This is a genomic window from Cupriavidus sp. 05T313, assembly GCF_056396665.1.
In genome coordinates, this window is record NZ_JBFTLX010000121.1 from 1 (window position 1) to 13,489 (window position 13,489).

General features: G+C 64.7%; 13 protein-coding genes and 2 pseudogenes. 13 read left to right on the forward strand and 2 right to left on the reverse strand.

Features of this window, described 5'->3' with window-relative positions:
• The 3 genes and pseudogenes from AC1DKD_RS23785 to AC1DKD_RS23795 form a co-directional block, all read left to right on the forward strand.
• Positions 1-77 (forward strand): annotated as a pseudogene (locus tag AC1DKD_RS23785) (DUF1328 domain-containing protein); the annotation flags it as partial.
• Between the two features lie 64 nt (positions 78-141).
• Positions 142-567, forward strand: coding sequence for a glycine zipper domain-containing protein (locus AC1DKD_RS23790; RefSeq protein WP_441636172.1), 426 nt, complete (start codon positions 142-144; stop codon positions 565-567).
• Positions 568-805: 238 nt separating this feature from the next.
• Complete coding sequence (locus tag AC1DKD_RS23795) at positions 806-1,279, forward strand: ferritin-like domain-containing protein (protein WP_441636182.1); 474 nt, start codon at positions 806-808, stop codon at positions 1,277-1,279.
• 280 nt (positions 1,280-1,559) lie between these two features.
• On the opposite strand, the gene AC1DKD_RS23800 is transcribed toward AC1DKD_RS23795, so the two are convergent.
• Positions 1,560-1,883 carry a DUF1840 domain-containing protein gene (locus AC1DKD_RS23800; protein WP_441636174.1) on the reverse strand — a complete coding sequence of 108 codons (324 nt, stop codon included), beginning with the start codon at positions 1,881-1,883 and terminating at the stop codon, positions 1,560-1,562.
• A gap of 246 nt (positions 1,884-2,129) precedes the next feature.
• On the opposite strand from AC1DKD_RS23800, the gene argS reads away from it, so the two are divergent.
• The 5 genes from argS to AC1DKD_RS23825 all read left to right on the forward strand — a co-directional run bounded on the left by argS (position 2,130) and on the right by AC1DKD_RS23825 (position 7,291).
• A complete protein-coding gene (gene argS, locus AC1DKD_RS23805) occupies positions 2,130-3,923 on the forward strand; it encodes an arginine--tRNA ligase (protein ID WP_441636176.1) in 1,794 nt (597 codons plus the stop codon).
• A 116-nt stretch (positions 3,924-4,039) separates the two neighbouring features.
• Positions 4,040-4,807: an SPOR domain-containing protein gene (locus AC1DKD_RS23810; protein ID WP_441636178.1), complete on the forward strand. Its 768-nt coding sequence runs from the start codon at positions 4,040-4,042 to the stop codon at positions 4,805-4,807.
• Between the two features lie 77 nt (positions 4,808-4,884).
• Entirely contained in the window at positions 4,885-5,523 is a 639-nt protein-coding gene (locus tag AC1DKD_RS23815) for a thiol:disulfide interchange protein DsbA/DsbL (protein WP_441636180.1), read from the forward strand.
• 137 nt (positions 5,524-5,660) lie between these two features.
• The gene (locus AC1DKD_RS23820; RefSeq protein WP_441637513.1) at positions 5,661-6,461 is read left to right on the forward strand and encodes an SDR family oxidoreductase; all 801 of its coding nucleotides are present in this window, start codon (positions 5,661-5,663) and stop codon (positions 6,459-6,461) included.
• Positions 6,458-7,291 carry a helical backbone metal receptor gene (locus tag AC1DKD_RS23825; RefSeq protein ID WP_441637515.1) on the forward strand — a complete coding sequence of 278 codons (834 nt, stop codon included), beginning with the start codon at positions 6,458-6,460 and terminating at the stop codon, positions 7,289-7,291. Before AC1DKD_RS23820 ends, AC1DKD_RS23825 begins: the two co-directional genes overlap by 4 nt.
• Positions 7,292-7,552: 261 nt before the next feature.
• Here the strand turns inward: AC1DKD_RS23825 and AC1DKD_RS23830 are convergent, their stop codons facing one another.
• A complete protein-coding gene (locus AC1DKD_RS23830) occupies positions 7,553-8,632 on the reverse strand; it encodes an MBL fold metallo-hydrolase (RefSeq protein WP_477104494.1) in 1,080 nt (359 codons plus the stop codon).
• Between the two features lie 219 nt (positions 8,633-8,851).
• Between AC1DKD_RS23830 and AC1DKD_RS23835 the strand changes: the two genes are divergently transcribed.
• The 5 genes and pseudogenes from AC1DKD_RS23835 (at position 8,852) to can (ending at position 13,411) form a co-directional block, all read left to right on the forward strand.
• A complete protein-coding gene (locus AC1DKD_RS23835) occupies positions 8,852-9,289 on the forward strand; it encodes a MerR family transcriptional regulator (RefSeq protein ID WP_441637518.1) in 438 nt (145 codons plus the stop codon).
• Positions 9,290-9,416: 127 nt separating this feature from the next.
• Entirely contained in the window at positions 9,417-9,875 is a 459-nt protein-coding gene (locus AC1DKD_RS23840; RefSeq protein WP_441637520.1) for a PaaI family thioesterase, read from the forward strand.
• 89 nt (positions 9,876-9,964) lie between these two features.
• Positions 9,965-10,860, forward strand: a pseudogene (locus tag AC1DKD_RS23845) (acyl-CoA dehydrogenase family protein); the annotation flags it as partial.
• 44 nt (positions 10,861-10,904) lie between these two features.
• Entirely contained in the window at positions 10,905-12,743 is a 1,839-nt protein-coding gene (gene aceK / locus AC1DKD_RS23850; RefSeq protein ID WP_477143781.1) for a bifunctional isocitrate dehydrogenase kinase/phosphatase, read from the forward strand.
• Positions 12,740-13,411 (forward strand): carbonate dehydratase, encoded by a 672-nt coding sequence (can, locus tag AC1DKD_RS23855; protein ID WP_441636627.1) that lies wholly within the window; start codon positions 12,740-12,742, stop codon positions 13,409-13,411. Before aceK ends, can begins: the two co-directional genes overlap by 4 nt.
• Positions 13,412-13,489 lie beyond the last annotated feature (78 nt).

A 13,489-nucleotide genomic window follows, 5' to 3' on the forward strand; every position in this document is an offset into this window, starting at 1 on the left:
GCATTGCCAAGATCCTGTTCTTCATCTTCCTGGTGGTCGCCCTTGTGACCTTCGTGATCGGCCTGGTCAGGCGCTAGGCGGAGGCGGAGCACAGCACGAACGGAATCACAGAGCGTCCTCAGACGAAACGGAGATAAGGCGATGCTGACCAACAACCCGAAGGTCCGAAAGGAAGTGAACCACCTGGCCGATAGTGCCGAGAGCACGGTCCGCCAGATCAGGCATGCCGCGCGCGATACCCGCGATGCTGCGGGGCCGGTTGCCGGCGAGGTCAGGGCACTGATCGCGCAACTCGAGCAAACCATGGAAGTGCTGGGGCGCGAAGGCTCGTCCGAAGCCGTGCAGGCAGGACGCCGGCTGCATGAGCGCACGCGTGCACTGGGCGGCCACCTGCGCCGTGCCACGCTGGATGGCGCAAGCCGGGCACGAGAGCGCGTCGACCACGCCGTGGACGGGGTTCAGCAGAGCGTGGCTGCATCGCCACTGAAGGCGATCGGCATAGCAGCGGCTGTGGGCGCATTCGTCGGTTTGCTGCTGGCTGCCAACGGACGCAACAGAGAGGACTGATGCGCCGCGTCCGACCGCACCGAAGCACGCACTGAAACAGGTCGAAGCCCATCGTAATTGCGCAGGCCTGGCAGAGCCCATTCCCCAATCCCACAGGAGCATGATCGCCATGGACACCCCGGTTACAGAGAAGCCCGCCGTCGGCAAAGGCAAGAACCAGCAGTCCCGGAACGAGAAAGGCGTGAGCGGCGGCTTCCTGTCCGACGTCAAGACATTGCGCGAGCGCGCCCGCAAGCATATGGAGGATGGCGCCGTCACGCAGGACTACGGCGCGGACCGCACTACCGTGCTGAAGCTCCTCAACGAGGCGTTGGCCACCGAACTGGTCTGCGTACTGCGCTACCGGCGCCACTACTTCATGGCCAAGGGAATTCACGCCGAGCCGGTTGCCGCCGAGTTCAAGGTCCACTCCGACGAAGAACAGGGCCATGCCGACCGCATCGCGGCGCGCATCGTACAGCTTGGCGGGGCGCCCGATTTTTCGCCGGACACCCTGTCGGCGCGTAGCCACTCCGAATACGTCGAGGCCGGATCGTTGACCGACATGATCAGGGAAAACCTGGTGGCCGAGCGTATTGCCATCGAGAGCTATCGGGAGATGGTGCAGTACATGGGCGATCGCGATCCGACCACGCGCCGCATGCTGGAAGAAATCCTTGCAGTCGAGGAAGAGCACGCGGACGAACTTGCGGACTTGCTGGTCAAGGGCTAGCAATCCGGCGCCGTTAGTGATTCATGCGCCTCATCGAATAAAGCGATTCTTCCCCCTTCCGGATCGACTCCCTGATCCGGCGCGCCCGGCCAGGAACATTGGCCGGGCCATTTTTATGTCAATCCGGGATTTCGGGCGGAGGGGGGAGGCGGTGCGAGGGCGAAGCTAGAATGCGCCGCCAGCGGAAAGGGTGCCGGCGGCAAGGGCACTGCCGCGGCGGGGGCGCCGCCAGGCGGCGCCTGCCTCCGCTACTATGGGCTGTTCAGGTCCGGTGCGGCGCCTACACGCCCCACATGACCTCGGTGTTCTCGCGCAGGGAAGCGCGCAGCATGTCGAGGAATGGGTAGGCCCGCTGGCCCAGGTGCAAGGGCTCCTCCTCCTGGTCCTCCTCCTGCTTGCCCGGTGATACCGACGACTCGGCCGGGTGCACCTTCTTGGCGTCCGTCACCGCGGCTTCCAGTTTGTGGATGCAGCGGGGCAGTTCCTCGGTGGTGATCACCCCGCGCTCTCCCAGGTGCTTGCCGATAATCCCCAGGAGCGTGACGGCAAGATCCCTCATCATGATGAGGTCTTGCGACGCGTGGGATTTGAAGGTGATCAGCATGATTTATCCTTTCCTTGGCGTACAGCGAAGTACATGACCGCGCGGCTTGTCCGGGACTCGGTCCAGGGGGCGCAACGGCCGGTTTCAGGCCCGCTGCATGATGTCAGCATAGCACCTGATAAAATTCCGCGTTCTGCAATTCATTGCCTGCCACGCGGCGCGGCCTCCACATGCCGCCCGTGACGGTGCCGCCGCTTCCGGACCGCCGCGGCGGCACCAGACAACCGCCTCAGGGCCACGACATCCATGCTGCCAGTTCAGACCACCAACCTTGCCGCTGCGTTCAACGACGCGGTGCGCGCACTCGCTCCGGCCGACGCCGCCCTGCCCGCTGCCACCTTCGAACGCCCCAAGGTGGCCGCCCACGGCGACCTGGCCTGCAACCTCGCCATGCAGGTTGCCCGCTCGCTCAAGCGCAACCCGCGCGAGCTGGCCCAGCAGATTGTCGATGCGGTCAAGGCCGATGCGCGTACCGCCGGCCTGGTGGCCGGGCTTGAGATTGCCGGTCCCGGCTTTATCAACCTGCGCCTGACGCCGGCCGCCAAGGCCGACGTGCTGCGCGCGGTGCTCGAGCAGGGCAACCGCTATGGTGCCCAGGAGCAGGGCGCGCGCGGCAAGGTGCTGGTCGAGTTCGTCTCGGCTAACCCGACCGGTCCGCTGCACGTGGGCCACGGCCGCCAGGCGGCGCTGGGCGATGCGCTTGCCAACCTGCTGGACTGGCAGGGTTTCGCCGTGCACCGCGAGTTCTATTACAACGACGCCGGCGTGCAGATCCAGACCCTGGCGACCTCCGTGCAGGCGCGTGCCCGCGGCCTCAAGCCGGGAGATGCCGGCTGGCCTGAATCGGCCTACAACGGCGACTATATCGCCGACATCGCCGCCGACTTCCTGGCCGGCAAGACCGTGCGCGCATCCGACGGCGACGCCGTGACGGCCTCCGGCAACGTCGAGGACATCGAGTCGATCCGCAAGTTTGCCGTGGCCTACCTGCGCAACGAGCAGGACATCGACCTGCGGGCGTTCGGCGTCAAGTTCGACCGCTACTACCTGGAATCGTCCCTCTACAGCGACGGCAAGGTAGAGGCCACGGTGAAATCGCTGGTGGACAAGGGCAAGACCTACGAGAACGAGGGCGCGCTGTGGCTGCGCACCACCGACGACGGCGACGACAAGGACCGCGTCATGCGCAAGGGCGACGGCACCTATACCTACTTCGTGCCGGACGTGGCCTACCACACCAGCAAGTGGGAGCGCGGCTTCACCAAGGTCATCAACGTGCAGGGCAGCGACCACCACGGCACCATCGCGCGCGTGCGCGCGGGACTGCAAGGGCTGGAAATCGGCATCCCCGTGGGCTACCCCGACTACATCCTGCACAAGATGGTCACCGTCATGAAGAACGGCGAGGAGGTCAAGATCTCCAAGCGCGCCGGTTCCTATGTGACCGTGCGCGACCTGATCGAATGGAGCAACGGCGCGGAAGGCGGCGAGACCATCCGCGGCTGCCTGGAAGCCGGCGTGGCGGACTGGCCCGAGCACTTCACGCGCGGGCGCGATGCGGTGCGCTTCTTCCTGCTGTCGCGCAAGGCGGACACGGAATTCATTTTCGATGTCGACCTCGCGCTCAAGCAGAACGACGAGAACCCGGTGTATTACGTGCAGTACGCCCATGCCCGGATCTGCTCGATCTTCGAATCCTGGGGCGGCGCCGACTGGGAAGCCAAGCTTCCCGCGCTGGCCGGCGCCGACCTGGCGCCCGTGACCGGCCCCGATGCCACCCCGCAGGCGCTCGCGCTGGGCCAGCGCCTGGCCGATTTCCCGGACATGCTGGCGGCGGCGGCGGACGAACTGGCGCCGCACGCGGTCGCCTTCTACCTGCGGGACGTGGCGGGCGATTTCCATGCCTTCTATAACTCCGACCGCGTGCTGGTGGATGACGAGGCCGTCAAGCTGGCCCGTCTGGCGATGCTGGCCGCGACGCGGCAGGTGTTGCGCAACGGGCTGGCGGTGATCGGTGTCTCGGCGCCGCAACGGATGTAAACGCCCCGCGCCGGGGGCTCCCCCCCTGGCACGGGCAAGCGTGTCGTCTTGACCACAGACAGTGATGCCGGGATTGGCGCAGGCTCTATAATCGCGCCATCACGCTAGAGGAATTCATGCAACAGCAACGCAAGCGCGCCCTGCGCAATGCCAGCCGCGCCCCGCAGCGCGGAGGTACGTTCCTGGGACTGGTGCTGGGCCTGATCGTCGGCCTGGCGATCGCGGTAGTGGTCGCCCTGTACATCACCAAGTCGCCGGCGCCATTCCAGCAAAAGGGCGCTCAGAAGCCGTCCGAGCCCGGCAATATCGTCAGCAACCTGCCGGCCCCGGCGCAGGAAGCCCCGACGGATCCCAACAAGCCGCTGTGGAGCAAGACGCCGGCCAAGCCCGTCGGGCCTGCCGCCGAGCCCGAGCAGCCCGCCGGTCCGGCGCCCACGGTGAAGCCGCCTGAGCGCCAGCCCCCGGTGGCCGCCAACCGGCCCGCCGAAAAACCGGCTGAGAAGCCGACCGAGAAGCCGACCGAGAAGCCCGCGGAAAAACCGGCCGAGAAGCCCGCGCAGAAACCGGCGGAAAAGGCCGCCGAGAAGCCGGCCGAGAAGCCCGTCGCCGACCCGATCGCCGAGATCGCCCAGGCCGATGCCAACAAGGTCGGCTACCTGCTGCAGGTGGGCGCCTTCCGTTCGCAGGACGACGCTGACCGCCAGAAGGCCAACCTGGCCATGCAGGGTTTCGAGGCCAAGGTGACCGAGCGCGACGTCAATGGTGTCAAGCTCTATCGCGTGCGCCTGGGGCCGTTCAACAAGATCGAAGATATGAACCGCGCGCGCGACCGGCTGCAGTCGTCGGGCTTCGAAGCTTCGGTGATCCGTTTTACCAAGCAGTAACAACCCGGGGCGTTCGCTGAACCGGAACGCCCCGCCGCTGTMATACGCTCATTGCCCATTTTCGAAAGCCGCGCCATATGAAGAAACTCGCCACCTTGTTCGCCACGCTGGTCGCTGTGACCGGTTTCCTGATGACCGCACCTGCCCAGGCAGCCACGCCCACCTCGGGCAAGGAATATCAGGTCCTGAAAGCGCCGCAGCCCGTCGCGCCGGGCAAGATCGAAGTCACCGAGTTCTTCTGGTACGGCTGCCCGCACTGCTTCGATTTCGAGCCCGAGCTGGAAGCCTGGGTGAGCAAGCAAGGCAAGGACGTCGTGTTCAAGCGCGTGCCGGTGGCCTTCCGCGACGACCTGCTGCCGCACACCAAGATCTTCTATGCGCTGGAATCCCTCGGCAAGCTTGACGCCATGCACAGCAAGGTCTTCAGCGCCATGCACGTCGACCGCAAGCGCATGCTGGACCCGAACGAGATCGCCGACTTCATGGCCAAGAACGGCATTGACCGCAAGGCGTTCCTCGACGCCTACAACTCGTTCTCCGTGACCACCAACTCGCAACGCGCCAACAAGATCGCGGACGCCTACAAGATCGACGGCGTGCCGACCATCGTGGTGCAGGGCAAGTACGTGACCTCGCCGTCCATCGCCGGCACCAAGGGCGCGGCCATCCAGACCTTGGATTACCTTGTCGGCCAGGTCCGCGACAAGAAGATGTAAATTCCCTGCGGCGGCCAGCCCTGGCCGCCAGCGGTCGACCGGCACCGCCGGCGCCGGCGTGGCGCAGCGGCGTCCGGCCCGCGCCGGGATGGGGCTGTCGGCATGAACAGTGTTGCAGTTTCCCCAGGACCCACCCGATGCGAGCACTGAAAGTCTTTCTTACCGGCGCGTCGAGCGGACTCGGCCAGGCCCTGGCGCGCGAGTACGCCGCGCAGGGCGCCATCCTCGGACTGGTTGGCCGGCGCGAAGACGTGCTGCGCGAATTTGCCCGCAGCCTGCCCAACCCCAACGCCGTGCGCGTTTATGCCGCGGACGTGCGCGATGCCGCCGCCATGCAGCTCGCCGCTCAGGACTTCCTCGATCATTTTGGCTGTCCGGATGTGGTGATCGCCAACGCCGGCGTATCGGTCGGCACCGTGGCCAGCGAGCGCGAGGATCTTGAAGCTTTCCGCATGGTGATGGACACCAACTGGTTCGGCGTGCTCACTACCTTCCAGCCGTTCATGCAGCCCATGCGCGAGCGCGCTCCCGGCGCCGGCGGCTGGCGGGGCACGCTGGTCGGMATTGCCAGCGTGGCCGGCGTGCGCGGGCTGCCCGGCGGCGGCGCCTACAGCGCCTCCAAGTCCGCCGTGATCAAGCTGCTCGAAAGCCTGCGCCTGGAACAGCGCCGCGAGCGCATCCGCGTGGTCACCATCGCACCCGGCTATATCCGCACGCCGATGACCGAGCACAATCCCTATCGCATGCCTTTTCTGATGGATGCCGACGTATTCGCCCGCAAGGCGGTGCGTGCCATTGCCGCAGGCCGCCGCTTCGCCGTGCTGCCGTGGCAGATGGGCGTGGTGGCGTCCATCCTGCACCTGATGCCGCGCTGGCTTTACGATGCGCTTTTCTCGCGCGCGCCGCGCAAGCCGCGCAGCCAGGACAAGCAGTCATGACCTGGCAGGATGCCGCAGGCGTCTTGCATGGCCCCGCTGCCGGGGAGGTGCGTATCGCTTCGCTGGTGCCATCGGTGACGGAGCTGTTGTTTGCGCTGGGGCTGGGGCCGCAGGTGGTGGCGCGCACTGGCTTTTGCATTCATCCCGAGCCTGCCGTGCGTGCCGTTGCCAAGGTGGGCGGCACCAAGGATGTCAAGCTTGAGCGCCTGAGGGCGCTGGCGCCTACGCATGTGGTGGTCAATATCGATGAGAACCGCCGCGAGACGGTCGATGAGATCCGGGGGTTCGTTCCGCATGTGATCGTGACTCACCCGTGTGCGCCTGAGGATAATCTTGCGCTTTATCGCTTGCTTGGCGGCATTTTCGGCCGGGTTGCCGAAGCTGAGTCGCTATGCGAGGCGATGGAGTTCGAGCTGGCGCAGGTGCGTGGCCGGATTTGGCCCGGGCGCAAGGTGCTGTATGCGATCTGGCAGGATCCGTGGATGACGGTGTCCAGGGATACCTATATCAGTCGCATGCTGGCGTTGGTCAACTGGCAGACCTGGCCTTCGGCGCGAGCCATGCCGGAAGCCTGTGTCGACGGGGATTGCAGCCGGCCCAATACGGCGGACACCCGCTATCCGAGTTTTCGCTGGAGCGAGGGGCTGGTGCGGGAGATTGATCTGGTTTTGCTTTCCAGTGAGCCTTATCGGTTTACCGAGGCGCATGTGGATGCGCTGGAGCGGCAGATCGGGAAGGAGGTTTTGCTGATCGATGGGGAGATGGTTTCGTGGTATGGGAGTCGGGCTGTTGAGGGGGTTGGGTATTTGGCGCGGTTTGCGGCTGGCTGACTTCGAAGTTAAAGGCTTAAAGTCAAAGACAGTTTCACCACCCCTGCGGGGCGGCGACCTACTTTCTTGTCTTGCCAAGAAAGTAGGCAAAGAAGGCGCGCCGGATGGGGCGCCCCCCCCCTCGCCCCATACGGCCTGGTACACCTTGATGGCTCGCTTCGCATTGCGCTGGGGGGCGGCCCGCCTTTCGGGCGCGCCACATGGCTACTGCCGGTTGGCTATGCTGTTTTCGGTCCGTATGCCTAGCCCGGGACTTCGATGTCAGGCCAACATCCTGAACCTGACTACGCCGTCGGCCCCGACTTCCCGGCTGACTTCCCCCGCGTGCCACAACAGGTGCAAGTGGGCCAGCGCTTCGCCCATCGCGAACGTCATCTGGTGAATATCAAATTGCCGCTTGAACATGACGCCGACGATGTCATGCGCATTGCACGGCTTTTCCGCGCAGGCCGCGCGCGTCTCGGCCAGGCGGTCTACATGGTGCTCGCGCAGTTGCCTGATCCGCGTATGCAGGTTCCGGAAGGGCTTGCCATGCGACGGGAGGATCAGCACATCCTCGGGCAGCGGCTCGTACTTGCCGAGGGAGTCCAGGTATAGCTTGAGCGGATTGGCTTCCGGTTCCATGTCGAACACGCTGACATTGGTGGAGATGCGCGGCAGCACCATGTCGCCGGAAATCAGCACATTGATGCCGGCGTTGTATAGCGCGACGTGTTCGGGCGCATGGCCAAAGCCGGTGATCACGCGCCAGCCGGACCTGGCGGGGTCGGTGCCGATATTGACGATATCGCCGTCCATCATGCGCCGGTACTGGGTGGGCAGGTCGGGCACCAGCGACGGGTAGTAGCTCTTGCGCGCGCGCAGCTTTTCCAGGCTGTCGGGGTCGGTCAGGCCGTGGCGGGCGAAGTGGCTGGCGGCGAAGTCGCCGCCGGCGTTGGAGCCAACGCCGCCCCCGCCACCCATCACGCGGGCGTTCATATAGTCGCCCAGGCTCATCCATAGCCGTGCGTCCCAGCGCTTGCACAGCCAGTGCGCCAGGCCGATGTGGTCGGGGTGGCAGTGCGTGGCCAGCACGCGCAGCACCGGCAGGCCTTCGAGTTCGTTGGCGAATATGGTTTCCCAGTGCGCCTTGATGGTGTCGTTGGTGACGCCGCAGTCGATGATGGTCCAGCCGTCTTGGCCGTCGATGCGGTCGCGTACCAGCCACAGGTTGATGTGGTCCAGCGCGAAGGGCAGGGGCATGCGGAGCCAGTAGACGCCAGGCGCGACTGCCTGCCGCGCGCCGCCTGCGGGCATGGTGTCGCCAAACGGATATTGGAGTTGGTGTTCGAGTGCGTTCATGGGGAGTCTCTCTCTCGTCCGAAGCCCTGTGCATGCGCTGCCGCATGCAGGCGGGCTTTCTCGTTGTCACGGTAGCCGTCGCAAAATGGCGATGCACGCCACGGTTGCCAGCCGCCTTGCTTGACGCTAACGTTAACGTCAACTGGAGCGGGCTTTTTCAATATTAAGCGAAAACTTCATTCTGTACCGAACGACCGTTCACTTTTTTACTGGGTCACCATGCCAGATTCGCCAGCCACGCCGACGTACACCATCACCGATCTCGCCCGCGAGTTCGATGTCACGCCCCGCGCTATCCGTTTCTATGAGGACCAGGGCTTGCTGTCGCCCGAGCGCGAAGGCCCGAGCGGGCGCAAGCGTGTCTATAACGGGCGCGAGCGCACCCGCCTGAAGCTCACGGTGCGGGGCAAGCGGCTGGGCCTGACGCTGAACGAAATCCGCGAGATCCTGGATCTCTACGAATCGCCGCGCGACACAGCACCGCAGCTCGAGCGCTTCCTGCACTCGCTGGCGCACCATCGCGGCACGCTGGAGCGCCAGCTCGAGGACCTGCAGGCGCAGCTTGCGGAAATCGATCAGCATGAACGGCATTGCCGGGCACTGCTGGCGGCCCAGACAGGTGCGGAAGGCCCTGCGGACGAGGCAAAAAGCGCCTGATGCGGCATTATCATTCGGTCTTTGGTGGATTTGATTGACGTTTACGTAAACGTAAATAGAATAGCTTCTCAGCCCATCGTCCGCGCCGGGCCTCTGCGTTGCCGGCCGGCGAACAAAAGGAAAGCCCATGCCTCTCGCCGTCGAATCCACTTCCTTGCCGGCCGCGCGCGCGGACGCGATCGCCACCAGCTTCGCCCGCCAGGGCCTGATGACCACCTTCGGCGCGGCGCTGACACGGGTGACGCGCGGCGAGGTCGAGATCGCCATGCCGTGGTCCGAGGGCGTGACCCAGCAGCACGGTTTCTTCCACGGTGGCGCCGTGGGGGCGCTGGCCGACAGTGCCTGCGGCTACGCGGCGCTGTCGATGGTTGGCGAGGGTGAGGCGGGGCTGACCGCGGAGTACAAGATCAACCTGCTGTCGCCGGCCAAGGGCGAGCGCCTGGTAGCGGTGGGCCGCGTGCTCAAGCCCGGCCGCACGCTGATCGTGGCGCAGGGCGATGTATTCACCGAGACCGCTGGCGTGCGCAAGGCGGTGGCCACCATGCTGATGACCTTGTGCGTGGTGCGCACGCTCGAACACGTCTGACACCTATCACCTATCACCTATCACCCATCGCGGCGCAAGATCGCGAAACCCGTAAAACACGAGTAACAGAACCGAATCAGGAGACCGCCATGACCGACCTGCCAGGCCTGAAGTTCGACTTGGGCGAAGACATCGAGATGCTGCGCGAGTCCGTGCGCAACTGGGCGCAGGCCGAACTCGCTCCGCGCGCCGCGGAGATCGACCGCACCGACCAGTTCCCGATGGACGCCTGGAAGAAGATGGGCGATCTCGGCGTGCTCGGCATCACCGTGGCGGAGGAGTACGGGGCTCCGACGTGGTGAGCATGAAGCTGCGCGCCGACTTCAAGGGCGACCGCTACGTGCTCAACGGCACCAAGATGTGGATCACCAACGGCCCGGACTGCGATGTGCTGGTGGTCTACGCCAAGACCGAGCCGGACCTGGGCGCGCGCGGCATGACCGCCTTTATCGTCGAGAAGGGCATGAAGGGCTTCTCGGTGGCACAGAAGCTGGACAAGCTGGGCATGCGCGGCTCGCACACGGGCGAGCTGGTGTTCCAGGACGTCGAAGTGCCGGTCGAGAACATCCTCGGCGCGGAAAACGCCGGCGCCAAGGTGCTGATGAGCGGGCTGGACTACGAGCGCGCGGTGCTCTCCGGCGGCCCGGTCGGCATCATGCAGGCCTGCATGGACGTCATCACCCCCTACATCCACGACCGCAAGCAGTTCGGCCAGAGCATTGGCGAGTTCCAGCTGATCCAGGGCAAGGTGGCCGACATGTACACCACGCTGCAGGCCGCGCGCAGCTATCTGTACACGGTGGGCAAGAACCTGGATTCGCTGGGCACCGAACACGTGCGCCAGGTGCGCAAGGACTGCGCCGCGGTCATCCTGTACACCGCCGAGAAGGCCACCTGGATGGCCGGCGAGTCGGTGCAGATCCTGGGCGGCAACGGCTATATCAACGAATACCCGGTCGGCCGGCTGTGGCGCGACGCCAAGCTGTAATTTACAATCTCCGGAACCCCCAATCGTCATCGGCCTGCGTCATGTCCCACTTCCCAAAGCTGCTGTCCTCGCAGATTGCCTATGACGTGGCCCGCACCATGCTGGACGGGTTCGACAAGCATTACCGGCTGTTCCGCGAGGTCAGCCACCAGGCCAAGGTGAAGTTCGAGGCGGCCGACTGGCAAGGCCTGCAGCAACTGCAACGCGACCGCATCGCCTTCTACAACGAGCGGGTGCGCGAAACCAGCGTGATCCTGGAAGACGAGTACGACGCCGAGAACATCGAGGACGAAATCTGGCAGCAGATCAAGCTGCACTACATCGGGCTGCTGACCAACCATCACCAGCCGGAACTGGCCGAGACCTTCTTCAACTCGGTGTGCACGCGCATCCTGCACCGTTCGTACTTCAACAACGATTTCATCTTCGTGCGCCCGGCCATCTCGACCGAGTACATCGAGAACGAGGAGTCTCCCACCAGGCCGACCTTCCGTGCCTACTATCCGGGCAGCCGCGCGGGCATGGCGGCGTGCTTCGAGCGCATCGTCCACAACTACCAGATCGAGCGTCCATTTGCCGATCTCACGCGCGATATCGGCTACGTGGTGCGCGCCGTCACCGAGTATTTCGGCGACTTCCGCATTGCGCCGAATTTCCAGATCCATGTGCTGTCGTCGCTGTTCTTCCGCAACAAGTCGGCCTTCATCATCGGCCGCATCCTGAACGCCGACCGCACCTTCCCGCTGGCGATTCCCATCGTGCACACGCCCGACGGCAAGCTGTCGCTCGACACGGTGCTGCTGAAGAAGGTGCAGCTGCYGATCCTGTTCTCCTTCACGCATTCCTACTTCATGGTGGACATGGAGATCCCGTCGGCGTACGTGACCTTCCTGCGCGACGTCATGCCGCGCAAGCCGCGCGCGGAGATCTACACCTCGCTGGGTTTGCAGAAGCAGGGCAAGAACCTGTTCTACCGGGACTTCCTGCATCACCTGCAGCATTCGTCCGACAAGTTCATCAGCGCGCCGGGCATCAAGGGCCTGGTCATGCTGGTGTTCACGCTGCCATCGTATCCCTACGTGTTCAAGGTGATCAAGGACTACTATCCGGCGCCAAAGGAGACCACGCGCGAGCTGATCAAGTCGAAGTACCAGCTGGTCAAGCAGCACGACCGCGTGGGCCGCATGGCCGATACGCTGGAGTATTCCGACGTGGCATTTCCGCTGTCGCGCTTCGACGACGCGCTGGTGCGCGAGCTGGAACTGCACGCGCCGTCGATGATCGAGTACCAGCGCGGCAAGGACGGCGGCGAGGAAATCGTCGTGCGGCACGTCTACATCGAGCGCCGCATGACGCCGCTCAATATCTGGCTGCAGGAGGGCTCCGATGCGCAGGTCGAGCACGGCATCGTGGAGTACGGCAACGCCATCAAGGAACTGATCGCCGCCAATATCTTCCCCGGCGACATGCTCTACAAGAATTTCGGCGTCACGCGCCACGGCCGCGTGGTGTTCTACGACTATGACGAGATCGAGTACATGACGGACACCAATGTCCGCCACGTGCCGCAGCCGCGCAACGAAGAGGAGGAGATGTCGGGCGAGGTCTGGTACAGCGTGGGCCGGCACGATATCTTCCCCGAGACCTACCGCAGTTTCCTGCTGGGCGACCCGCGCGTGCGCGCCGCCTTCCTGCGCCACCACAAAGATTTCTTCGATCCTGCCATGTGGCAGGGGCACAAGGACCGGCTGCTGGCCGGACAAATTCACGATTTTTATGCCTATGACGTTTCAGAACGCTTTGTCAATCGCTATGCCGCCGCAGCCTCAACCCGGGCTAAATCCGGCGACCAGCCAGAACCGGCAAGGAGAGTCGCATGAGTGACGCCATCGCCCAGCTGTTCCGCAACAATCGGGAGTGGGTCGACCGCGTGAACGCGGAGGATCCGGGTTTCTTCATGAACCTGGCAAACCAGCAGGCACCCGAGTACTTGTGGATCGGCTGCTCCGATTCACGCGTTCCGGCCAACCAGATCCTGGGGCTCGCGCCGGGCGAAGTGTTTGTCCATCGCAATATCGCCAATGTCATCGCGCACAGCGATCTCAACGCGCTCTCCGTGATCCAGTTTGCCGTGGAGTTGCTCAAGGTGCGCCACATCACGGTGGTGGGCCACTATGGGTGCAGCGGCGTCAAGGTCGCGCTCAAGCGCCAGCGCGTCGGGCTGGCAGACAACTGGCTGCGCCACGTGCGCGACGTTGCCGACAAGCACGGCGCCTACCTCGGCACCATCACCCGCGAGGAAGACGCGCACACGCGGCTGTGCGAGCTCAATGTGATCGAGCAGGTCAACAACGTGTGCCAGACCACCGTGCTGCAGGATGCCTGGGACCGTGGCCAGCCAGTCACCGTGCACGGCTGGGTCTACGGCGTGTCCGACGGCCTGCTGCGCGACCTCGGCATGGCTGCCAGCAGCAATGAGGAACTGCACGAGCAGCTCGAAGCGGCCTACCGCCAGTTCGGCGATCCGCCGCAGGCGTCGATCCGCTAAGCGCCGGCCTCGCACGCATCGGCAAGCAAAGAGAGATTCAGGAAGAGCCAACAATCGCCGCCACGTATCGCGCCAACC

Coding starts and splice junctions, on each gene's coding strand:
- AC1DKD_RS23790 (WP_441636172.1), top strand. CDS start 142: ATGCTGACCAACAACCCGAAGGTCCGAAAGGAAGTGAACCACCTGGCC.
- AC1DKD_RS23795 (WP_441636182.1), top strand. CDS start 806: ATGGAGGATGGCGCCGTCACGCAGGACTACGGCGCGGACCGCACTACC.
- AC1DKD_RS23800 (WP_441636174.1), bottom strand. CDS start 1,883: ATGCTGATCACCTTCAAATCCCACGCGTCGCAAGACCTCATCATGATG.
- argS (WP_441636176.1), top strand. CDS start 2,130: ATGCTGCCAGTTCAGACCACCAACCTTGCCGCTGCGTTCAACGACGCG.
- AC1DKD_RS23810 (WP_441636178.1), top strand. CDS start 4,040: ATGCAACAGCAACGCAAGCGCGCCCTGCGCAATGCCAGCCGCGCCCCG.
- AC1DKD_RS23815 (WP_441636180.1), top strand. CDS start 4,885: ATGAAGAAACTCGCCACCTTGTTCGCCACGCTGGTCGCTGTGACCGGT.
- AC1DKD_RS23825 (WP_441637515.1), top strand. CDS start 6,458: ATGACCTGGCAGGATGCCGCAGGCGTCTTGCATGGCCCCGCTGCCGGG.
- AC1DKD_RS23830 (WP_477104494.1), bottom strand. CDS start 8,632: ATGAACGCACTCGAACACCAACTCCAATATCCGTTTGGCGACACCATG.
- AC1DKD_RS23835 (WP_441637518.1), top strand. CDS start 8,852: ATGCCAGATTCGCCAGCCACGCCGACGTACACCATCACCGATCTCGCC.
- AC1DKD_RS23840 (WP_441637520.1), top strand. CDS start 9,417: ATGCCTCTCGCCGTCGAATCCACTTCCTTGCCGGCCGCGCGCGCGGAC.
- can (WP_441636627.1), top strand. CDS start 12,740: ATGAGTGACGCCATCGCCCAGCTGTTCCGCAACAATCGGGAGTGGGTC.